Here is a 22,532-nt window from a genome sequence, read left to right as displayed (position 1 = left end):
GTAGGATGTAGAATGATAGTATTCTACTAAGTTAGGGGGAACTTATATGCAACACGCCTTTATTACGCTTGTACCGAAATCCAACCAACAATCAGTTTCAATAGATGATATAAAACAACTTTTTCATTATTATAAAACAGTTACTTCTAAAACTGGTGCCCAAATTAATTACACGTATACAAATACCGCTTTTCCTTATGAAATTTTAGATACATCTACAACAACATTAAAACTTCAATCCAATCACGACCGGTATGACTCAATTTATATTGGTGTTGGTATAGAAAATGAACAATCTTTCATCCAAGTTTCTTTACCACCTAATGCAACATTTGGTGACAAAGGGAAAGCAAATGAATTTTGCCGTTTTTTAGCGAAGAAATTAGAAGGAGAGTTACAATTATTTAATGGACGAACAATGTATTTTTATAAACGCTAATTTAAAAAATAGATAATATGATTAAAAATAATATACAATTCGAACATGTAAGAAATAAAGCTTGCTTTCTTACGTGCAATACAAAATATGCTATTACATAGGCTAAATATAGAAATACGAAAAAAAGAATAACTTTATAATGAAACTTATCACCATTCGATAATGTTAATACAGTGGAAAAGCCACTCCATAGTAGTAAATGATAAAATATAACATGTAATATTTTCATGGAACCTTCTCCTTTGACATGCTCTATTTTATTAATATATGGGGGTACGTTTGAATCAATTACATATTATAGGATGATATATATTACCTTTGAAGTAAGTTAAGCCGGAATCATTTGTTAAAGTATTATATATTCATTCGACAAGTACGTTTAAAGACCTTGCAAGTCATTTGATGAAAATAAAAATAGCCCCTCTCTTACAATAAGAGAAGGGCTATTTACATTACTTAAATTATTTTACAATGTGAATTGGCATTCCAAGAGCAACTTCAGCTGCTTCCATTGTGATTTCACCTAATGTTGGGTGAGCATGGATTGTTTGAGCGATATCTTCAGCTGTCATTCCAGCTTCGATAGCTAAACCAATCTCAGAGATAATATCAGAAGCACCTGCACCTGCAACTTGAGCACCTACAAGAAGACCATCTTCTTTACGTGTTACAAGTTGTAAGAAACCGTCAGTGCTGTTTAATGATAATGCACGACCGTTAGCAGCGAATGGGAACTTAGATACAGTTACAGTCATTCCAGCTTCTTCAGCTTGTTTTTTAGTGTAACCAACAGATGCTAATTCTGGATCAGTGAAGCATACTGCAGGAATTCCGATGTAATCGATAGCTGATGCATGGCCACTAATTGCTTCTACAGCTACTTTACCTTCGTAAGAAGCTTTGTGAGCTAATGGTGGTCCAGGAACGATATCACCGATTGCATAGATGTTTGGTACATTTGTACGACATTGCTCATCGATTTCGATGATGCCGCGGTCAGTCATTTTAACTCCAACTTGCTCAAGACCGATTTCTTGAGTGTTTGGACGACGACCTACAGTTACTAATACGTAATCTGCTTCTACAGTTTGGATTTCACCTTTAACTTCAAAGCTAACTTTTACGCCAGTTTCTGTTTCTTCAACGCCTTTAGCCATAGCTTTTGTATGGATATTTACGTTACCTTTTTTCTGTAGAGCACGTTTAACAACAGAGCTCATAGCTTTTTCGAAACCAGCTAAGATTTCGTCGCCAGCTTCTACTACAGTAACTTCTGTACCGAAGTTAGCATATGCAGTACCTAATTCCATACCGATGTAACCGCCGCCGATTACAACAAGTTTTTTAGGAATTTCAGGTAAGCTTAAAGCACCTGTAGAGTTGATAACACGTTTAGAGTATTTGAATCCTGGAATTTCGATTGGTGTAGAACCAGTTGCAAGAACAGCATTTTTAAACGTATAAGTTTGAGCTGCATCTTCAGTCATAACGCGTAATGTATTAGCATCTACGAAGTAAGCTTCACCGCGAATGATTTCAACTTTGTTACCTTTAAGAAGGCCTTCAACACCGCCAGTTAATTTCTTAACTACGCCGTTTTTCCATTCTTGAACTTTTGTAAAGTCAACTTTTACGTTTTCTGCAGTAATACCCATGTCATCAGAATGCATTGCATTCTCATAACGATGACCTGCATTGATTAACGCTTTTGAAGGAATACATCCAACGTTTAAGCATACGCCACCAAGGTTAGCTTTTTCAATGATTGCTACCTTTTGACCTAATTGTGCTGCACGAATTGCCGCAACGTATCCACCAGGACCTGCACCAACAACGACTGTATCTAATTCAATTGGGAAATCTCCTACTACCATTGTTATTACGCCTCCATTACTAATAATTGTGGGTCATTCAATAGACGTTTAATTTGGTTTAACGCTTTTTGAGCAGTTGCACCGTCAATTAAACGATGGTCAAAGCTTAGAGATAATGCTAATACTGGAGCTGCAACGATCTCACCGTTTTTCACAACTGGTTTTTCAGCGATACGGCCGATACCAAGGATTGCTACTTCTGGGTGGTTGATAACTGGAGTGAACCATTGTCCACCTGCAGAACCAATGTTTGTAATTGTGCAAGAAGCACCTTTCATTTCAGCTGGAGCTAGACGACCTTCACGTGCTTTACCAGCAAGATCATTGATCTCGTTAGAGATTGTGAAGATAGACTTACGATCTGTATCTTTAACAACTGGTACTAATAGACCTTTGTCTGTATCAGCTGCGATACCGATATTGAAGTAATGTTTATGAACTACTTCTTGAGATGCATCGTCTAAAGAAGTGTTTAACATTGGGTATTCACGTAATGCAGATGTTAAAGCTTTAACAACGTACGGAAGGTAAGTTAATTTAATACCTTTGTCAGCTGCTACTGCTTTGAACTTCTTACGGTGAGCAACAAGTTCTGTTACATCTACTTCGTCCATTAATGTTACGTGAGGAGCTGTGTGTTTAGAGTTAACCATTGCTTTCGCAATCGCTTTACGGATACCACTCATTTTCTCACGAGTTTCTGGATATTCACCAGCTGGGATTGGTTGTGCTTTTGGTGCTTCTTCTTTCGCTGCTGCTGGAGTAGCTTCTACTGCTGCTGGAGCCTCAGTTGCTGCTACAGTTTGTCCACCATTTGCAAATGCATCGATGTCAGCTTTTACGATACGGCCATTCTTACCAGTACCAGCTACTTTATGAATGTCTACACCTTTTTCACGAGCGTATTTACGAACAGATGGCATAGCGATTACGCGCTCATTTACTACTTCTGCAGTTGCTGCTGGAGTAGCTTCCGCTGCTGGAGCTTCTACTGCTGCTTCTTCAGCTTTTGGAGCTTCATCATGATCGTCACCTTTAAATTTAAGGTTTTCGTATCCAGGAGCATCAAATTTAATTAATGTATCTCCTACGATTGCAACTGTTCCTTCTTCTACAAGTACTTCAAGTACTTTACCTTTAACAGGAGAAGGGATTTCTACTACTGCTTTATCATTTTGTACTTCAAGAAGTACATCGTCTTCGTTTACTTCATCGCCTGGTTTAATAAACCATTTTACGATTTCACCTTCGTGGATACCTTCACCGATATCTGGTAGTTTAAATTCAAATGCCACGGAATTCAGCCCCCTGATTCATTTCATTATTATGGAATATGTACAAAAGAAACCAGCATGTGCTGATTTCTTTTGCACATGAAAAGCTAAAAATTAGAAGTTCATTACTTTGTTTACAGCTTCAACAATATCTTTGTGGTTTGGTAACCATACGCTCTCTGCTTGAGAGAATGGGAATACTGTATCAGCAGCTGCAACACGTACAACTGGAGCTTCTAAGTTTAAGATTGCACGGTCGTTAATTTCCGCTACAACGTTAGCTGCAATACCAGCTTGTTTTTGAGCTTCTTGAACTACAACTACGCGACCTGTTTTTTCAACAGAAGCGATGATTGTTTCGATATCTAATGGTTGAACTGTACGTAAGTCAACAACCTCTAAAGAGATACCTTCTTTTTCAAGTTCTTCAGCAGCTTTTAATGCAGCGTGAACCATAGCACCGTAAGCGATAACAGATACATCTGTACCTTCACGTTTGATATCAGCTTTACCTAAATCAATTGTGTAATCACCTTCTGGTACCTCTTGACGGAATGAACGGTACAATTTCATATGCTCTAAGTAGATAACTGGATCGTTGTCACGAATCGCAGAGATTAAAAGACCTTTAGCATCGTATGGAGTAGATGGAATAACAACTTTTAGACCAGGTTGTTGAGCCACTAATCCTTCTAAGCTATCAGCATGAAGTTCAGGAGTATGAACACCACCACCGAATGGAGAACGAACTGTTACTGGAGCAGTCCAACGTCCACCAGAACGGTAACGCATACGAGCTAATTGACCAGAAATTGAATCCATTACTTCATAAACGAAACCGAAGAATTGGATTTCTGGAACTGGACGGAATCCTTCAAGTGCAAGACCAACTGCAAGTCCACCAATACCAGACTCTGCAAGTGGAGTATCCATTACACGATCTTCACCAAATTCAGCTTGTAAACCTTCAGTAGCACGGAATACACCGCCGTTTACACCAACGTCTTCACCAAATACAAGTACGTTAGGGTCATTTTTCATTTCAACGCGTAAAGCATCAGTGATTGCTTGAATCATTGTCATTTGAGCCATGGCTTACTTCGACTCCTTTTCTTTGTAGATTTCATATTGTTCAGCTAAGTTGTAAGGCATTTTTTCGTACATGATTTCCATTAAATCAGTTACTTTTTGTTTTGGAGCTTGGTCAGCCTTAGCAATTGCTTGTTTGATATCTTCTTTTGCTTCTTCGATTACTGTCTCTTCAACTTCTTGAGACCATAGGCCTTTAGCTTCTAAGAACTTACGGAAGCGTACGATTGGGTCTTTTTGTTCCCATTCGTTTTCGATATCTTTTGTACGGTAACGAGTTGGGTCATCACCAGCCATTGTATGTGGACCGTAACGGAATGTTAAAGTCTCGATTAAAGTAGGGCCTTCGCCATTTACTGCGCGCTCACGAGCGAAAGCAGTTGCTGCGTATACAGCTAATGGATCCATACCGTCTACTTGAATTCCGTAAATACCTGCTGCTACTGCTTTTTGTGCTACAGTTTTAGCTGCAGATTGCTTTTCTACTGGAGTAGAGATTGCATAACGGTTGTTTTGAACAACGAAGATTGCTGGAGCTTTGAATGCACCTGCAAAGTTCATACCTTCGTAGAAGTCACCTTGTGAAGCACCACCGTCACCAGTGTAAGTAATTGCAACAGATTTTTTACCACGTAGTTTCATACCTAACGCAACACCAGCAGTTTGGATGATTTGCGCACCGATAATGATCTGTGGAGCTAATGCATTTACATTCTCAGGCATTTGGTTACCCATGAAGTGTCCACGAGAGAATAAGAATGCTTGGTATAATGGTAATCCGTGCCATACTAATTGTGGTACATCACGGTATCCTGGTAAGATGAAGTCTTCTGCTTCAAGTGCGAAATGACTTGCTAATTGAGAAGCTTCTTGTCCAGCTGTAGGTGCGTAGAAACCTAAACGTCCTTGACGGTTTAAAGAAATAGAACGTTGATCTAATACGCGAGTATACACCATACGACGCATTAATTCTTTTAATTGATCATCAGATAATTCAGGCATAGCTGCTTCATTCACAACTTCACCGTTTTCATTTAAAATTTGTAATGTTTCAAATTGAGCTGCGATAGCTTTCATTTGCTCATCAACATTAAATAGGGTCTTTTTTGTTTTAGTACCCATTCCGTTCACCTCTTCCTCTCTTGAACCATATTCTGAAACGCTTTCACTGGCTATTTTCCAGTTTAAAAAGCGCAACGATGTAAACCAACATGTTTGTATGTCGGTTGAGAATAATTTTGTGTACCTAACAATCTGTACTAATGTTTTTTCAGAAACATATTAATACAATCTTGATCACGTTTTTTAGTTTACAACTATTCTAATTACGATGTCAATTACTTTGAATACGTTTTTTTATAAATAATATGCAGGTTTCTACTACACAAACGTGTTTTTATTTTTTACATCTGTATTAGTAAGCATTGACCTACTGTTATATTATTCCCTTTTTCACTTATTTTTTCTCTTAGAATAATATGTAAACGATTTAATTCTCTTTAGTTTTTCTCTCTTCGTAACAAAAATATACAAACTACTCTTCCTTTTTTAGGTAAATACCTATACATTTCTACCCTCTCTTCCATACATTATAGTAACCGCAGTATTAGCGGGAAATGATAAAGGAGGTCATCTCATGTACGGATACTCATATTGCTATCCAACTTGTTCATATCCTTCCTACGGTTATGGCGGTTCTTGTGGCGGGTCTGGACGCGGCTTCGCCTTAATCGTTGTGTTGTTTATTCTTTTAATTATCGTTGGTGCTGCTTGCATTCGCTAATTGTAAAACGAAACAACTATGGAAAGAAAAAGACGGCTTTGCCGTCTTTTTCTGTTTATCACATACATAACTACTCTATAATAGAACGATTTTCAAAATGCCTTCCCTTTCTTGCCGATGACTTTTTCCATCTCCTTTGGTAGACTAAAGAGGAAAGGAGAGATTACATATGCTTACAATGAAAGATGTTATTCGCGAAGGAGATCCTATTTTGCGCAACGTTGCAGAAGAGGTGTCCTTACCGGCAAGCGAAGAAGATACAACTACCTTAAAAGAAATGATTGAATTCGTAATAAATAGCCAAGATCCTGAAATGGCTGAAAAATATAGTTTACGCCCTGGAATCGGATTAGCGGCTCCGCAAATCGGTGTTTCAAAAAAAATGATTGCAGTTCATGTAACCGATGCGGATGGTACATTATATAGCCATGCATTATTCAATCCAAAAATCATTAGCCATTCTGTTGAACGTACATATTTACAGGGTGGTGAAGGCTGTCTATCTGTAGACCGCGAAGTACCTGGTTATGTTCCTCGTTATACAAGAATTACAGTAAAAGCAACTTCTATTAACGGAGAAGAAGTAAAATTACGTTTAAAAGGTTTACCAGCAATCGTATTTCAGCACGAGATTGACCATTTAAATGGCGTTATGTTCTATGACCATATCAATAAAGAAAATCCTTTTGCCGCTCCTGATGATTCCAAACCTCTAGAGCGATAATAATAAAAAGGCGGAAGTTAATCTTCCGCCTTTTTATTATGAAATGGGTTCCATATTCACTTATAGCAATCCAGCCCACTTTAGTCCATGATATATACCGTCTTCATTAACATCCTTTGTCACATGATTTGCAAGTTTTTTCAAGTCTTCATGGCCATTTCCCATCACAATACCTGTGCCAACGGCTTCGATCATTTCTAAATCATTTAAGCCATCTCCAAATGCATACACTTGATCACGATTAAAACCTAACTTTTCAATGTATTTCTCAATTCCTTTTGCCTTAGAACCACCATTCGGAATGATATCCATTGAATATGCATGCCAACGAATAAAATGAAAATCTGGATAATGATTAATAAACTTTTCCTCTTCATTTACTTCACAAAAAAGTAGTGTTTGATAAATATTACGTTCCTCATAAAAATTAGGCTCATATGCTGGATGCTCAAAGTTTAAGCTTCCAAAGCCTTCTTTCACATAATCATGATATTCCACTGATGCTCTCATATCTTGATGGTCAAGATATACAAGTGGATATCCTTCTTGTTTTGCAAACTGAGTAAACTTATGTAAAGCATCTGGATGTAACGGATTATTAAATATTACCTCATCTTCAAAGACAACATATTGTCCATTAAAACTAACATAATTATGTATATCAAGTTCCTTACGAATATCTTCGAACATAAATGGCGCGCGCCCTGTCGCAATTGCTACATGTACACCTTTTTCTTGTAACTGTTTTACTGCATCTCGTGTAGATTGCGGAATTTTTTTATCATGATCTAATAATGTTCCATCAATATCAAAAAAGACAATTTTATCATTCATTTGTCAAAATCCTTTCTGGCACTCTATATTCCTATTTTGAATATCACTTTTCAAATTCTAAAAAAAAGTATAACATATTAAACATCTGTGAAGAAAGCGTTCCCTTTCTGACCTTATTTGTAAACTTTGCATATATATATTAGTAAAACATGTAGATACTTGTTCGGATGAATTTTCTTTTCCATTCTTCCTCATACTATACCTATAACTAACGGCTACTGATCGTTACTATAGAATAACTTTCACTGTATGGGAAAGGACAAGATTCACCATTCACTTTTGTCCTATCTCTTATATCAGAGATAGAGTTTTCACTAGTAATAGGCATGTTTAAAATAAGGAAAGGAAGGAGTAATCATGCTGAAGAAGCTGAAGAAAAAGCTCAAGCGTTATTTAAATGGTCTAGTCCGTAAAAAGACAGTCGCTTAAATTGTGCCCATTTCGGGCTTTTTCTTCATTCTCATTCGAAAAAACATGAAAATCGTGACTGTTTGCTTTATAATAAGTAACAGATAATGCAAAACATAGACAAGGAGAGGTTTTCCAAATGATTTTTAAAGTATTTTATCAAGAAAAATTAACTGAGGTTCCAGTACGTGAAAATACAAAAGTTTTATATTTAGAGGCTACGTCTGAAAAGGATGTTCGTACAAAATTAAATAAGTTCGCATATAATATCGAGTTTGTTCAGTCTGTTACTGGCGCTCATCTTGAATATGAAAAAGAAAACGCTGATTTAACATTAGCGGAAATCGTATAGCGATATGAAATTTCTAAAAAACGACCAAGTTGCTGTATTTGCTCTCGGTGGGCTTGGTGAAATCGGTAAAAATACATACGCTGTTCAATTTCAAGATGAAATTATTATAATTGATGCTGGAATTAAATTTCCAGAGGACGAACTTCTCGGAATCGATTATGTAATACCAGACTACACTTATTTTGTGCGAAACGAAGATAAAATTAAAGGGTTATTCATTACACATGGTCACGAAGATCATATCGGCGGAATCCCTTACCTATTACGTCAAGTGAACATTCCAATTTACGGCGGAAAATTAGCAATTGCACTCATCAAAAACAAATTAGAAGAACACGGCTTACTTCGTAAAGCAAAACTTTACGAGATTCAAGAAGATGACGTTATTAAATTCAAAAAAACGTCTGTATCCTTCTTCCGTACAACTCACAGTATTCCAGATTCGTACGGCGTTGTTGTGAAAACACCTCAAGGTCAAGTTGTTCATACAGGTGACTTCAAATTTGACTTCACACCAGTTGGTGAACCAGCTGATTTAACAAAAATGGCTGAAATCGGTAAAGATGGCGTACTATGTCTATTATCTGATAGTACGAACAGTGAAGTTCCAAACTTTACTATGTCTGAGCGTCGCGTTGGTGATAGCATTCAAGACATTTTCCGTAAAGTAGAAGGACGGATTATATTCGCAACCTTTGCATCAAATATTCACCGCTTACAACAAGTTGTTGAAGCTGCTGTTGAAAACAACCGTAAAGTAGCTGTGTTTGGTCGAAGTATGGAAGCAGCGATTGAAATTGGACAAAACCTTGGTTATATTCGTTGCCCGAAAGATACATTCATAGATGCATCTCAACTAAACCGCTTACCAGCTAATAAAGTTGTTATTTTATGTACAGGTAGTCAAGGTGAACCGATGGCAGCACTTTCACGTATTGCAAACGGTACACACCGCCAAATTCAAATTATTCCTGGAGATACAGTTGTTTTCTCTTCTTCACCAATTCCAGGAAATACAATTAGCGTAAGTCGTACAATTAACATGTTGTACCGCGCTGGCGCTGATGTAATTCATGGGAAACTTTCAAATATCCATACAAGTGGACACGGTGGACAAGAAGAACAAAAGTTAATGTTACGTCTAATTAAACCGAAGTACTTCATGCCAATTCATGGTGAATATCGTATGCAGCGTATGCACATGAACATAGCAAATGATTGTGGCATCCCTGAAGAAAATTGCTTCATTATGGATAATGGCGATGTTCTTGCTTTACGTTCGGATGAAGCTAGCGTAGCTGGAAAAATCCCATCTGGTTCGGTCTACATTGATGGAAACGGTATTGGAGATATTGGCAATATCGTATTACGCGATCGTCGTATCCTTTCTGAAGAAGGACTTGTAATTGTAGTTGTAAGCATTGATATGAAAGAATTTAAAGTTGCAGCAGGACCTGATATCATCTCACGCGGTTTCGTTTACATGCGTGAAAGTAGCGATTTAATCAATGATGCACAAACATTAATTACAACTCATTTAGAAAAAGTAATGGAGCGTAAAACAACACAATGGTCTGAAATTAAAAATGAAATTACAGACACATTAGCTCCATTCCTATATGAGAAAACGAAACGTCGTCCAATGATTTTACCAATCATTATGGAAATATAAGAAAAAGGACAATGCCATGAAGGCATTGTCCTTTTCTTTTCTCTTATCTTAAAAAGTGTTTAAATCGATCCACTTCATCGTCATGACCAATGACAATTAATATATCTCCTGCTTGAATATTCTCCGTAGCTCGAGGGGATACGATAACTTCTTTGCCTCGTTTAATTGCTACAATATTCAATCCAAACTTCGCACGAATATCTAATTCAATTAAAGAGTGCCCATCAATTTTTTTATTCGCAATAATCTCTACAATACTATGCTCATCTGAAAGCTCAAGGTAGTCTAGCACATTGCTTGATGCAATATTATTAGCAATCCTTTTTCCCATATCACGTTCTGGATGCACAATATGATCTGCACCTATTTTACTTAACACTTTTTCATGATAATCATTTTGAGCTTTTACAGTAATATTTTTTACACCCAACTCTTTCAAAATCAAAGTCGTTAAAATACTTGAATTTAAATTATCTCCAATAGCAACGACTACGTGATCAAAATTTCGAATACCAAGGCTTTTTAATACCATCTCATCTGTTGAATCTGCAATTACAGCATGCGAAGCTATATTTGCAAATTCATTAATTTTATCCTCATCTGAATCGATTGCCATTACTTCCATTCCTAATTGAGCTAATTCTCGGCAAATACTTCCACCAAAGCGACCAAGTCCAATGACAGCAAATTCTTTTTCTTTCTCACCCACGGGAATTCCTCCAATAACTTCAAGTACTATTTATTTTCAGTGTAACACACTTTATATGCGTCACAAAAACTGTAATTAGCTCTTATTTTTGTTTTTGTATATAAAAATATTGTTGCAAGTAAAAAGCGATACCAACAAGTAGCATAGCAAATACAAATATATTTCCAAAAGAACTAAATGTTTCAAAAACGAATAATAATGTTTCTTGACCAAAAAAGGCAAATAGAAGCTGTGTGAATGCAAATAACAACGCCCATATGTAATGATGTTGATGGAATAAATAATGCGTTGCACCTAAAAAAGCAATAAACGAAAAGATAAAGATCCACCAATTTTCTAAAAATAGTTGCCAATTAGAAAATTGATATCCATTTACTAATATCGCAATAAGCGCGATAACTACCATAGTCGGCACACTCCAAAATAATGCCCGTCCTCTAAAGAAACGAGTGCCTTTAACATCTCCTTTTTCATGTGCAATATATGTTAGTACTACTGTGCTTATATACAAAACAGAAAGAATTGTTAAAACGATAATAAGCCAAAAATGTAATTGATAATATTCATGCTCTATATTTGTCACGATTGCAGCTAACATGCACGGAATTAACATTCCCGTCCAACCATCTACTTTTCTTTCATTCCAAAAGACCGTATTACCAATCCTTATTCCTAACAACATAAAAATAATGATACCCAATACAAATAACGTAGTTTTATTCCCTACTAAACTCGTTGAAAAAGCAATTAATCCAATAAATAAAAAGAGCACAAACCCATTCATAATTTCTAGTACAGGTGATAAATATCTCTTCACCCATTTGTATGTTTCGTCATATTCATTATTATCTACTAGACGATAGGCATAAAAACTTATCCCAAAATAAACCGCCGCAATAATAACGTACGCATATAAGACGAAACATAAAATCGCACTGCTAATTTGCACGTAATTCCCCACCCTTTTTTCTATGTTTCACATTGATTTTACACACTTTTCATACTAAAAGTAAACATATATAAGTTAGTCAAATAATTAATAATGAGCAGTGGCTAACCCCCCTGCTCATTATTAAAACAGTACAATTAACTTTAATTCTTCCATTTTGTATGTCAATGTCTAAAATCAATCTATACGAGCGTTACTTACACCTCAGAACAAAAAGTTTTTTGGAACCTTCAAGAAAGTGGAAGTTTTATTTTCTATTCCCTTTCCACTTTACATATTGGCTTAAAAATGTAATTGCCTTTTCAATCACTTCTTCGTCTGGTTTTAATTTTGCATGATGTAAACCATATTCTGAATTTACTCCAAGCCAAAACATAAATCCAGGGATTTCTCGAAGCATATAACCAAAATCTTCACCCGTCATTGCCTCAGTACATGTAATAACATTCATATCAGTTTGTTTATGTACAAATTCCATAAACTCTCTCGTTAACTCTTCATGGTTATATACTTGATGATACATTGCTCCGTAATCTATAATCGCCTCACACTGGAAAGAAGCTTCGATACCTGCAACAATTGACTCAATTCTGCTTTTCACACGCTTCATTGATTCCACTGATAATGTTCGAATCGTTCCTTCTAAACGAGATTTTTCTGCAATAATATTTTGAACCGTACCACCAGTAATTTTCCCGATTGTAATTACTGCACTATCAAGAGGATTTACATTGCGACTAATAACGGATTGAAGCTGTGTAACAAGATGACTCGCTGCAACAATCATGTCATTTGCAGTATGTGGATAGGCAGCATGGCCACCTTTCCCTTTTAAATCAATATATAATTCTGAAGTATTGGCAAATAACAGTCCTTCTTTCGTTGCAATTGTCCCCACAGCGTATTCTGGTGCAATATGAAGACCAAGAATTATATTTGGTTTCCATTCTTTTAACTCTTCACTTTCTAACATAGGAAGAGCACCGCCTGGTCCTTCTTCTGCTGGCTGGAATAGAAATACAAGGTCATCATCTATTCTTTCGCTCACAGCTTTCGTTAGAAGGCCTAAACCGATTGTTGTATGTACATCATGGCCACATGCATGCATCATTCCTTCATGAATAGAAGCAAACTCGTATCCAGTTTCCTCTGTAATTGGTAAACCGTCTATATCTGCACGATAACCTATTATTTTTTCGGGATTTTTTCCATTTACTTTAACGATTACACCCGTTTTCCATGTCTTCACTTCCACAAATTCATGAGAAAGTGTTCCTATATAATCTAAAATATACTGTTGTGTTTTCCATTCCTTAAATCCGATTTCTGGAATTCTATGTAGATCTCTACGAATTTGGACAAATTTGCTTACTGTCATTTTTGCACCTCTATCTATAAAAAGCGTAAGAGCCCATTTACGCTCTTACGCTTTTTTTACTTTTTATTTCTCTGGGTTTAATTGACGAAGCTCTTGTTTAATTTCTGTTTTTGCTTTTGTCTTCTCATCAATTTCTTTAATTACACGTGCTGGAGTACCTGCAACAACTGTGTATGGAGGCACATCTTCTGTTACAACAGCTCCCGCTGCTACAACTGCACCTTTACCTACTGTAACACCCTCTAAAACAACTACATTTGCACCGATTACTACATCATCTTCAACGATAACTGGTTTTGCAGAAGGTGGCTCAATAACACCTGCAAGTACAGCACCTGCACCTACGTGACAGTTTTTACCGACTGTTGCACGTCCACCAAGTACTGCGTTCATGTCGATCATAGAACCTTCACCAATTACAGCACCAATGTTAATTGTTGCATTCATCATAATTACAGCGTTGTCACCAATTTCAACATGGTCACGAATAATAGCACCTGGCTCGATGCGAGCTTTAATACCTTTTAAATCAAGCATTGGGATTGCAGAATTACGACGATCGTTTTCTACAACGTAGTCAACGATGTGCTTATTATTCTCATCAAGAATTGTCTTAATTTCAGACCATTCTCCGAATAATACACCTGATTTTTTATTCACAAATGCTTGTACTGTTTCAGGGAATGTTACTTCTTTTAAATCCCCTTTTATGTATACCTTTACAGGAGTTTTCTTTTCACTTTTTTGAATAAACGAAATAATTTCGTTAGCGTCCATCATTTTCATTCTTGTTGCCTCCTAAATCCATTTATAATGTTACTCTACCAAACGAAAGAGCGAGTAGCAAGATAATAATCTTATTTTCCCCTTTGAATTTCTTCTATAATTTCTAAAAATGCTTGTACTTGCTTCAACTGCCTTGCCGAGTCACTTGTTAACAACCATGTTTCTCTCGTCAGTTGAACAGGTGTTTTATACATATTTTCCTGTACTTCCTTTAAAACAGTAGAAGGTAAAAGGGCATAACCTATACCATTTAAAACAAGTTGTTTACATGTTTCAATTTGGTCAACTACAATCGTTCGCTTAGGCGGATTAGAAAATAAACCATACCACCAATTTTGTATTTGTCCATAATAAGTCGAGTCACTTTTAAATTGAATGAACGGCCTATTTGTTTCTTTTAACATCGAAATATCTTTTATTTCTTTATCAACTAAATACAGTTCATCTTCAAATAATTGTTGCTTCTGACCTTTATATTCTTGTGTTCCCCTCAGTATAGCAACATGCACGTCTCCTTCATAAAACTGCTTTTGCACTTCACTACTCCATCCAGTAAACAGCGATATCTTTACAGAAGGATATTTATGCACAAACTTTTTCAAAACAGGAGGGAGCCAATATTGACCAATAACTGATGCAACAGCTATTTTTAACGTTCCATGAGTTTCCGTTCTGAAAACAGCCAGCTCACTTTTTATATCTTCTTCCCTTTGCAACATTTCTTTGGCATAATTTGCAACTTTTTCCCCTTCAGGTGTAATTGTCAATCCTTTTTGTGAGCGAATAAAAAACTTCATTCCCCATTGTTTCTCCATAGATTGTAATCGTTGACTCAGCGCAGGTTGGGAAACAAATAAACGTTCCGCCGCTTTTCTCATATTTGATTCCTGAGCTAACACAACCATCATTTGAAAATCATCAATTTGCAACTTTCTCCCTCTTTCCTTAGCTTCCATACACCTTATTTCAATAAGCTTTTCATCCTTAATTTACCCGAATGCTTTCATTCAGAAAATACAATTGTCCAGCACAAACTTTCCTTATGTTTTATGTCTTTTTAAATATAATACATACACAAGTGATATGCACGAAAAAAAAGTGACTTCTTCGTTTCTATGAAGTCACTTTTTTCACTTTATCGATTATGTTGCCTTACTTTCTTATTCAACAATTTTAAAATAGCCCGACGTGTTAAAATCCCCTCAAAATAGCCTTCTTCATTAACAGCGCAAATAAAAGGATGATCAATTGTCATTTCTAAAGCCTTTGCAAATGAATCGTCTAATTTAAGAACAGGTATATCTTCTTTCATCACCTGCTCTACTTTCATATCATCGAGCCTTTCAAACTCAATACGTTCTAATCCTAACATACCATCTAATATCATGGCAGTACTAATCAAACCATGTAGTTTATACATTGGATCTAAGACAGGTATCGCTGAATATCCAGATTTTACAAGAACGAGTAAAGCATGTTCTAAACTATTTCCAATTTGGACATGAGCTACTTTTTCCGATGAAATCATTAAATCCTTCACAAGAATTTGTTGAAATTCGTCTTTCGGAATACTAATCATATTACATCCCCCATTTTCCCTTTTTCCTGCTTATGTTCACAACTCTATTCACATTTTATGACAGCGTTTTCATATTATTATTTTGTCCTAAATTTATTTCAATAAAAATACAATCACACAGCTATTTTAGCATACCGCACAAAAAAAAGACTACCATTCCGGTAGCGCTTAATACCCTTTATTTTTTAATCTGTAAAATAACCTTGTGATTTTTTTATATTGCATCACATCTGTCTGTTTCAAACCATTCTCAATATCTGTAAGTTCCACAGCTAAAATTTCACTTGCGTAATTTTGCTGAAATAAAATATCTAGTAGTAAACTTTCTTCTTCCTTCGTTAAAACAACTTCCCTTTGCATATACCCCTCTCCTTACACTCGCATCGTTACTCTTATTATATAAAAAATTCAACCTATTTAATAGATGTAATATTCAGTTTTCGTTTAAAGATATGTAACAATCGTACACATACAAAAAATCATTTCGTATATCGATTTGCATAGCTAAACGCCGCATAAGCATCCGGCTTAATTTTTGCAGTTAATCCCATCGCTCGAATTTTTTCTGTCATATCTAAAATAAATTCTTTTGTTAAGCCATCATTCCCAATGTCTAAATGAATTTCCATTATGAATCCAGCCCCATCTTGAGCATAAGGATGCAATAACTCCCATATTGTTTGTATATGAGTAGGCGTAAATAGACATGCGATTTCTTGACTAAACTGCGTTTCTAAATATATTTTCTCACGTAAGGTCGCTGGCTTATCTTTTACTGATTTATGGTGTAAACAACCCCAGGCACCTTTTCCAACACGATGAATATGGATTGCTGTAATAAACCTCGTATCCTTTTGATGCGCTTGCGAGTCTGTCCCAATGGATAATCGATACAAATTTCGCGGATCCTTTTCAATGAAACTACAAATACGGTTAAAGACCATATCAAAATTTAAATGTCTCTCTGAAACATTGTAAAATTTATGTGCACCGTCCACAGAGTCACGTCCTTTCAATTAGACAGACTTTTCGTATTCTCATTGTATGGGACAAAAACTAAAATTATAACTTCCTATCCTTTATTCGTTTCAATATTTCGAATTACAAAGTGACAAACTTGGCACGTATAAATTACATTTTGATTAGATTGAGCCGTTAATACATGAATAATCTCAGCAGAACTTTGACAATTAGGACAAATCACAACTGGTAAACGTTCCATACGATAACCTCCTAGTTATATTTCTCCCGCTATTTGCAAAACCCAGCGATAGTGAGAAGTTTAGCTTCACATATTCACCCGGTTGACGGGACTAATTATCCACATGGATAAGCAAACTTGCACGGATTAAATTTTCATTTTAATACCATTGTAGGAAAAATAAAAAACTTCTATACATTATGCTAGAAAGTAATAGAACTAAAAAAGGTACTGCCATGTGGCAGTACCTTTTTTATATGTATCAAGAAATGATATCGTAAATCTCAATTGCAACCATGTCGATATTATCGAATTGATATACTTGAGGTTTTTCACCTTGTTGATACACTTCTAACTCATACATTTCACTTTTATCGAAAAATTTCACGCTACATTTGCGCTCACCGTTCACTTCAAAATAGCGTTGTGCTACTTCACCGCTTTCAGCTTGTTCTTGTAGACTAACAAGTCGAGTTAAAATTCCTTGGAGTAGAGACATGAAATCTCTCCTTTCTCTGATCTTCCTACCAATAGGTTTTACAGCTATACTCATTCTATCCGTCATAACAGAAAAAATGTTCCACACTCTAGGATAAAGGTTATTGGCCAGAAACTCAACTAAAAATTTGTCGAAATGCGAAGGAAAAAACAGAAAGAACATATTTCTCCTTCATTATTGCGGTTTTTATACTGGAAGAATATAATAAAAAACAGAAAAAAGGAGGAATTACAATGAAAAAAATTGAGGTTTATACACAACCCGATTGTCCGCCATGTGTTATTGTAAAAGAATTTTTGAAGCATAATAACGTTGCATATGAAGAATTTGACGTAAAAAAAGACGCTGCTGCTCGCAATCGTCTTTTAAACGACTATGATTCCTATTCAACTCCAACAGTCGTAATTGATGGCGAAGTAGTTGCAGGTTTTCAAATTGAAAAGTTACAACAACTACTCAATATAGAATAGGAATAGGAATAGGTAAATACCTATTCCTATTCTTATCCCGCTGTTTGTAGGTAGTAAAACTCCCACTAATTAAAAGTTTCACTTTATAATTGTTGCAACCTTTTTATTTCAGTTAAAAGTTCCTGACTTTCATGATATCCTGCTAACTTCCATTTATCTTGATCCCTTTTCAATGTTACAATTTGATATTGTCCACTTTTTGTCCGCTCGTATACATATAAATTTTTATGTTCTTCATCATACGACATTTTCGTTTCTGAATTAAAAGAAAACGGTGCTTCTTTTGCCGGAAGTAAATATTCACCACTTTGTTTATCACTTCTGCTATTTTCATCTGTAAATACTTGAAGGAAATTATCTGTAAAATACGGTGATAACGTCTCTATCATCTTATTCATCGGCAAATGCTTCCCACGAATTGAAAACTGGGTTTCATAGCCTTTTTGTATCGTTGTAAATACTTCTTTCCGATCGACTTCCACTTCCTCTTTTCCTAAAGCAGTCGTAACACTATAACCAACTAGAAAGGCAACACATACAAATAGAACAAGCCATATTCCATATTTCCTCATTTTTTCACCTTCCTTTTAAAAGAACTTGTCTTTGTAGTATTCATTGTAACAATGATTATGCAAAGAAAGGACAGATTTCGTTCGTAAAATCTTTACAACGATAGACAGCATTTTCATCACCATTTTCACTATTACCAATTTATGATAAAAACAAACAAAAAATGCACGAATCTCTTCGTGCATTAAAATAAAACATCTTCTTCATATAAATATTCATAAGATAAATCTATAAATAAAAAGTTGTCATCATCAATCGGGAAAGAAAATGTTCGTACCATTTCTCCCGTTTCAATATCTGCATATAAATCTGAAAGCCTCGCCTTATTCTCAAAACGCATTTTCATTATATTCTCGAGAAAATACGGGCGCCAGCTCCAGTTCTTCATATAATAATCCGGCATCACAATCCATTCTCCATCTTTTTTCATAACATTTCCTGATTGTTGGAAACCATCTTCATTACAAATAAATATACGAAAACTACACTGTGATACACTTTGACTAAATTGTAATAACCAATCATTTATATCTTCATTCTTTTTTTGTTTTGATAAAACATCGCCAATGCGATCGCGTAACATCTCTGTTAAATTATAAATTTTTTGTAACTTCTTCTTTTCATGCTGAATAAACTGATGACATTCATTACCTAGTCGCTCTTTCAAAACATTCGTTTCAATAAAATCAGGTAAACATTCTTTTAAATAATTACCTTGATAATATCTTCCACCGTTCTTCCAAGCATATTGCAGTTGATAAAAAGCATCTATTTCTTCATATAATAAAGTTGCACCAATTCTTCTAGCAAGTAATGATAAAGAATATAAAATATCTTGATAAGATTGTAAAAGTGCTGTTTGCCTCAAGTTCGTTAAATCTACTTTTAAAATATCAGGTGCTAACACGCTAATACGCTCTAAATTACTTGTACCCGTTCCGACTTTATTAATCGAAATTTGAATACCATATGTACGATAATACATAAGCAAATGATTAAATTGCTCTATATCTTCTTTACATTCATGCTCTGTAATCTCTAAAACAATTTGTTTTAAATTTAAACCTTGTTCTTCATACCTCAATAAAAGTTGAAGCAAGCTTTCATCATCATCATTCATTAATACATTAGCATTCCGATGTATAAATAATAATAATTTTTGATCGCTTTCTAAATAACGATTTAAAGCTTTTTCTACTATAATATTATCCGCTTCCAGTTGAAATTCACTTGGAATCGAATCATCGTGAAAGAAAGAAGCTAAACTTTGTATGCCCTCTTCTGTTTGAATACGTCCTACTACTTCATATCCAATTACAGTATGCTCATCAGCACTAAAAATAGCTTGATAATAAGGAAGGACTTTATCCAAGTTACTCATTACATCTAATGCATCTATCAACGTGCTTCCCTCCCTTTACTTTTCAAAAATTATAACATGATATTTACGGAAAAATAATAAAAAATCCCTTCAGTTTTCCTGAAGGGATTAGAGGGGTAAAATGCTAAGGGGAATTAGCAATTCTACTATGAAGAAAAAAGAGGTCTTAAATATAACGTATATATGACCTCTTGTAAACACTTTTCTTTCATATGTCACAATTCCGTCACATTTAACCGTAAAAAAATGAATCAAACATTCATTTTTTTATCCCTTTTAAAATGGATATTGATGTAAATGTTGTCCTCCATCCATTGTCATGCAAGTTCCATTTATGTACGCAGCTTCATCTGAGCATAAATAATAAGCTAGACCAGCGATTTCTTCTGGCGTACCCAGCCTTCCAAGCGGAACACTTTGTATCGTACGCTTAGCCATTTCTTCTGAAATCCATAATTTATCAGCACCGCCCGTACGTTCAATTGGTCCTGGAGCGATAGCGTTAACTCGTATTCCATATTTACGTCCCCACTCAACAGCGAGCGTCTTCGTCATCGCTAATACTCCTGCCTTCGCTGCAGCCGAATGAATAACTCCTGGACCTGCATCCCATGCATATGTTGCTACCATGTTAATGATATTCCCTTTTATACCTTTTTCAATCCAATATTTTCCGACAGCATGGCTACAGTAAAATGTACCGTTTAATACAATATTAATGACCGAATTCCAGCCATTCACGGATAAATCTTCTGCTGGACAAATAAAGTTTCCAGCTGCATTATTTATTAAAACATCAATTCGACCAAACTTCTCATCAATCTGTTCAATCATTTTCTGAATGTCATCCGTATTTCTTACATCCATTTGTACAGGTAATACTTGCCCTGGAAATTGTTCAATTTCCAACTTTGTTTCCTCTAGTTTTTCTTTTGTACGTCCTGTAATAACAACTCGTGCCCCTTCTTTTGCAAAGCGAGTCGCCATTCCTTTTCCCATTCCACTCGATCCACCTGTTATAATAACTACCTTTTCTTTCACATACATCCCCTCCAAAAAAATGAATACACATTCATTTTATCACTTTATTTAATAGAAATCTTTATATTTTTAAACTTTTCTGATATTTTAATGTAAAGAACTTTCTTTTTATTCATTTTTTTCGTAATCTATACTAATTTTTTATTATGTAAAGTATATTTTTAAATAAACTGAAAGGAGATTTGAGTAGCCTGTAAATGGAATAAAAACATTGAGGTATACTCATATTTTTATGACGCACATTACAAGAAGAAATTTTTTAAAAATTGGTATGCGTACTTGTCTCTATTCATTTATAACCAGTGGCATCGGATACTACTATGCTAAATATATAGAACCCCATTTCATTTCTTTTACACAGCACACATTAAAATCACAACTCATCCCAAAAAGTTTTCATGGTATGAAAATTCTTCAATTCAGCGATTTACATCTCGGATACTATTTCTCGCTTCAACATTTATCTCAAGTTGTTTCTAAAATTAATGCTGTAAATCCAGATATTGTCCTTTTTACCGGAGATCTCATTGATAATTATCAAACGTATACTGACACTCCTTTTGTCGCGTCCATTTTAAAAAATATACAAGCCCCCTTCGGTAAATTCGCTATTTATGGTAACCATGATCACGGTGGATATGGAACTGAATACTATGAGCACATCATGCGTGAATCAGGATTTGAACTATTGCTAAATAGTAAAAAAAGAATTCGTCTAATGGATAATAGTGAAATTTCTATTTTCGGTCTCGATGATATACTACTAGGCAAACCAAAAATAGAGAAAACATTACAACATGCACGGCAAAATACTTATAACATCGTTCTTGTTCACGAGCCAGATATCGCGCCGCAAATTTCCAAATATCCAATCAACTTGCAACTTTCTGGTCATAGCCATGGCGGACAAGTACAAATTCCTTTTTTAGGGGCTATTATTACACCATCACTCGCCAAAGACTATATTGAAGGCTTCTATACGATGCAGGATTTAACTCTCTATGTCAATCGAGGCCTCGGAAGAACACGTGTCCCATTTCGTTTCATGTCAAAACCTGAAATCACAATTTTCACACTCCAACATTCGTAATAATTCGCCTATTTTCTTACATATCCTTTCTTGTACGCGCTCATCCATGTTTCGTTTACCATATGATAAAAGTGAGTCCAATAAAGGAGGTATGTTCATGTATCCATATTATCAACCAATTCCAGTCCGTTCAGCACCTATTGGTCCAGTAGGCGACTCACGCTTCTTCCCGTTTTTTGGCGTTCCCTTTCTAGCTGGAATTGCTGGTGGATTGCTCGGCGGAGCATTAGCTTTCGGCCCTCGACCATTTTATCCACCTTATCCACCACCTTTCCCGCCGCCAGCACCTTATCCTTGTTACGGTGGACCATGTCAGCAACCCTACTATTACTAGGTTAAAGTAACGATTCTTTCAAATATTATTCTCTCAACGAGCCATCTCATTACACGCTTATAATAAAACTATTGTTTCTACTCATCCTTCTATTTT

Annotated in this window: 28 protein-coding genes; 8 read left to right on the top strand and 20 right to left on the bottom strand. The window is 35.6% G+C overall.

Going from position 1 to position 22,532, the window contains the following annotated elements; translation table 11 throughout:
• Positions 1 to 46 precede the first annotated feature (46 nt).
• Positions 47 to 439, top strand: coding sequence for a DUF1885 family protein (locus BLT20_RS07495; RefSeq protein WP_001163299.1), 393 nt, complete (start codon positions 47 to 49; stop codon positions 437 to 439).
• 1 nt (position 440) lies between these two features.
• Here BLT20_RS07495 and BLT20_RS07490 read toward each other — a convergent pair whose 3' ends face one another.
• From BLT20_RS07490 to pdhA, 5 genes are all read right to left on the bottom strand, one after another.
• Positions 441 to 668, bottom strand: a complete 228-nt coding sequence (locus BLT20_RS07490) for a hypothetical protein (protein WP_000697469.1) — start codon at positions 666 to 668, stop codon at positions 441 to 443.
• Positions 669 to 900: 232 nt separating this feature from the next.
• Complete coding sequence (lpdA, locus tag BLT20_RS07485; RefSeq protein ID WP_000260104.1) at positions 901 to 2,313, bottom strand: dihydrolipoyl dehydrogenase; 1,413 nt, start codon at positions 2,311 to 2,313, stop codon at positions 901 to 903.
• 5 nt (positions 2,314 to 2,318) lie between these two features.
• The gene (gene pdhC, locus BLT20_RS07480) at positions 2,319 to 3,608 is read right to left on the bottom strand and encodes a pyruvate dehydrogenase complex dihydrolipoyllysine-residue acetyltransferase (protein WP_000863419.1); all 1,290 of its coding nucleotides are present in this window, start codon (positions 3,606 to 3,608) and stop codon (positions 2,319 to 2,321) included.
• 93 nt (positions 3,609 to 3,701) lie between these two features.
• Entirely contained in the window at positions 3,702 to 4,679 is a 978-nt protein-coding gene (pdhB, locus tag BLT20_RS07475; protein WP_000068168.1) for a pyruvate dehydrogenase complex E1 component subunit beta, read from the bottom strand.
• Positions 4,680 to 4,682: 3 nt separating this feature from the next.
• The gene (gene pdhA, locus BLT20_RS07470) at positions 4,683 to 5,798 is read right to left on the bottom strand and encodes a pyruvate dehydrogenase E1 component subunit alpha (protein WP_000536895.1); all 1,116 of its coding nucleotides are present in this window, start codon (positions 5,796 to 5,798) and stop codon (positions 4,683 to 4,685) included.
• Between the two features lie 514 nt (positions 5,799 to 6,312).
• Here pdhA and BLT20_RS07465 point away from each other — a divergent pair.
• Entirely contained in the window at positions 6,313 to 6,459 is a 147-nt protein-coding gene (locus BLT20_RS07465; protein WP_000274562.1) for a YjcZ family sporulation protein, read from the top strand.
• 169 nt (positions 6,460 to 6,628) lie between these two features.
• Positions 6,629 to 7,183, top strand: coding sequence for a peptide deformylase (def, locus tag BLT20_RS07460; protein WP_000957048.1), 555 nt, complete (start codon positions 6,629 to 6,631; stop codon positions 7,181 to 7,183).
• A gap of 60 nt (positions 7,184 to 7,243) precedes the next feature.
• Here the strand turns inward: def and BLT20_RS07455 are convergent, their stop codons facing one another.
• Positions 7,244 to 8,017, bottom strand: coding sequence for a Cof-type HAD-IIB family hydrolase (locus tag BLT20_RS07455; protein ID WP_000998268.1), 774 nt, complete (start codon positions 8,015 to 8,017; stop codon positions 7,244 to 7,246).
• 547 nt (positions 8,018 to 8,564) lie between these two features.
• Between BLT20_RS07455 and BLT20_RS07445 the strand changes: the two genes are divergently transcribed.
• Positions 8,565 to 8,777, top strand: coding sequence for a DNA-dependent RNA polymerase subunit epsilon (locus BLT20_RS07445; RefSeq protein ID WP_000576435.1), 213 nt, complete (start codon positions 8,565 to 8,567; stop codon positions 8,775 to 8,777).
• A gap of 4 nt (positions 8,778 to 8,781) precedes the next feature.
• Positions 8,782 to 10,449 (top strand): ribonuclease J1, encoded by a 1,668-nt coding sequence (rnjA, locus tag BLT20_RS07440; RefSeq protein ID WP_000670377.1) that lies wholly within the window; start codon positions 8,782 to 8,784, stop codon positions 10,447 to 10,449.
• Between the two features lie 43 nt (positions 10,450 to 10,492).
• Here the strand turns inward: rnjA and BLT20_RS07435 are convergent, their stop codons facing one another.
• From BLT20_RS07435 to BLT20_RS07390, 10 genes are all read right to left on the bottom strand, one after another.
• On the bottom strand, positions 10,493 to 11,158 hold the full coding sequence (locus BLT20_RS07435) for a potassium channel family protein (protein WP_000504032.1): 666 nt from the start codon (positions 11,156 to 11,158) through the stop codon (positions 10,493 to 10,495).
• An 82-nt stretch (positions 11,159 to 11,240) separates the two neighbouring features.
• The gene (locus BLT20_RS07430; RefSeq protein ID WP_001167324.1) at positions 11,241 to 12,107 is read right to left on the bottom strand and encodes a cytochrome c oxidase assembly protein; all 867 of its coding nucleotides are present in this window, start codon (positions 12,105 to 12,107) and stop codon (positions 11,241 to 11,243) included.
• Between the two features lie 247 nt (positions 12,108 to 12,354).
• Positions 12,355 to 13,485, bottom strand: a complete 1,131-nt coding sequence (locus BLT20_RS07425; RefSeq protein WP_000218672.1) for an N-acetyldiaminopimelate deacetylase — start codon at positions 13,483 to 13,485, stop codon at positions 12,355 to 12,357.
• A 63-nt stretch (positions 13,486 to 13,548) separates the two neighbouring features.
• Positions 13,549 to 14,271, bottom strand: coding sequence for a 2,3,4,5-tetrahydropyridine-2,6-dicarboxylate N-acetyltransferase (gene dapD, locus BLT20_RS07420; RefSeq protein ID WP_000783241.1), 723 nt, complete (start codon positions 14,269 to 14,271; stop codon positions 13,549 to 13,551).
• 71 nt (positions 14,272 to 14,342) lie between these two features.
• Complete coding sequence (locus tag BLT20_RS07415) at positions 14,343 to 15,227, bottom strand: LysR family transcriptional regulator (protein WP_002026259.1); 885 nt, start codon at positions 15,225 to 15,227, stop codon at positions 14,343 to 14,345.
• A gap of 179 nt (positions 15,228 to 15,406) precedes the next feature.
• Positions 15,407 to 15,850, bottom strand: a complete 444-nt coding sequence (gene cbpB / locus BLT20_RS07410; protein ID WP_000623579.1) for a cyclic-di-AMP-binding protein CbpB — start codon at positions 15,848 to 15,850, stop codon at positions 15,407 to 15,409.
• A gap of 168 nt (positions 15,851 to 16,018) precedes the next feature.
• Positions 16,019 to 16,210 (bottom strand): antirepressor AbbA, encoded by a 192-nt coding sequence (gene abbA, locus BLT20_RS07405; RefSeq protein ID WP_001188692.1) that lies wholly within the window; start codon positions 16,208 to 16,210, stop codon positions 16,019 to 16,021.
• 119 nt (positions 16,211 to 16,329) lie between these two features.
• Complete coding sequence (locus BLT20_RS07400; protein WP_000348488.1) at positions 16,330 to 16,848, bottom strand: ribonuclease H-like YkuK family protein; 519 nt, start codon at positions 16,846 to 16,848, stop codon at positions 16,330 to 16,332.
• A gap of 74 nt (positions 16,849 to 16,922) precedes the next feature.
• Positions 16,923 to 17,072: a hypothetical protein gene (locus BLT20_RS30510; protein ID WP_000440540.1), complete on the bottom strand. Its 150-nt coding sequence runs from the start codon at positions 17,070 to 17,072 to the stop codon at positions 16,923 to 16,925.
• Positions 17,073 to 17,313: 241 nt separating this feature from the next.
• Entirely contained in the window at positions 17,314 to 17,550 is a 237-nt protein-coding gene (locus BLT20_RS07390; RefSeq protein WP_000055151.1) for a YkuJ family protein, read from the bottom strand.
• Positions 17,551 to 17,783: 233 nt separating this feature from the next.
• On the opposite strand from BLT20_RS07390, the gene BLT20_RS07385 reads away from it, so the two are divergent.
• Positions 17,784 to 18,020, top strand: a complete 237-nt coding sequence (locus tag BLT20_RS07385) for a glutaredoxin family protein (RefSeq protein WP_000717873.1) — start codon at positions 17,784 to 17,786, stop codon at positions 18,018 to 18,020.
• Positions 18,021 to 18,103: 83 nt separating this feature from the next.
• On the opposite strand, the gene BLT20_RS07380 is transcribed toward BLT20_RS07385, so the two are convergent.
• The 4 genes from BLT20_RS07380 to fadH form a co-directional block, all read right to left on the bottom strand.
• A complete protein-coding gene (locus BLT20_RS07380; protein ID WP_001233802.1) occupies positions 18,104 to 18,592 on the bottom strand; it encodes a DUF3993 domain-containing protein in 489 nt (162 codons plus the stop codon).
• A 15-nt stretch (positions 18,593 to 18,607) separates the two neighbouring features.
• Complete coding sequence (locus BLT20_RS30765) at positions 18,608 to 18,775, bottom strand: hypothetical protein (protein WP_003279784.1); 168 nt, start codon at positions 18,773 to 18,775, stop codon at positions 18,608 to 18,610.
• Entirely contained in the window at positions 18,775 to 19,992 is a 1,218-nt protein-coding gene (locus BLT20_RS07375; RefSeq protein ID WP_000564306.1) for an EAL domain-containing protein, read from the bottom strand. The genes BLT20_RS30765 and BLT20_RS07375 overlap by 1 nt, the downstream gene beginning before the upstream one ends.
• 255 nt (positions 19,993 to 20,247) lie before the next feature.
• The gene (gene fadH, locus BLT20_RS07370) at positions 20,248 to 21,012 is read right to left on the bottom strand and encodes a 2,4-dienoyl-CoA reductase (protein ID WP_000660913.1); all 765 of its coding nucleotides are present in this window, start codon (positions 21,010 to 21,012) and stop codon (positions 20,248 to 20,250) included.
• Positions 21,013 to 21,244: 232 nt separating this feature from the next.
• Here fadH and BLT20_RS07365 point away from each other — a divergent pair, with 232 nt between their 5' ends.
• Both BLT20_RS07365 and BLT20_RS07360 read left to right on the top strand, forming a co-directional pair.
• Positions 21,245 to 22,102 carry a metallophosphoesterase gene (locus BLT20_RS07365; protein ID WP_002026257.1) on the top strand — a complete coding sequence of 286 codons (858 nt, stop codon included), beginning with the start codon at positions 21,245 to 21,247 and terminating at the stop codon, positions 22,100 to 22,102.
• Between the two features lie 97 nt (positions 22,103 to 22,199).
• Positions 22,200 to 22,436 carry a hypothetical protein gene (locus tag BLT20_RS07360; protein ID WP_000283738.1) on the top strand — a complete coding sequence of 79 codons (237 nt, stop codon included), beginning with the start codon at positions 22,200 to 22,202 and terminating at the stop codon, positions 22,434 to 22,436.
• Positions 22,437 to 22,532 lie beyond the last annotated feature (96 nt).

Origin of the sequence: Bacillus sp. cl96 (assembly GCF_900100505.1) — a bacterium.
Classification (GTDB): domain Bacteria; phylum Bacillota; class Bacilli; order Bacillales; family Bacillaceae_G; genus Bacillus_A; species Bacillus_A cereus.
This window is presented reverse-complemented; position numbering and strand designations above follow the sequence as displayed.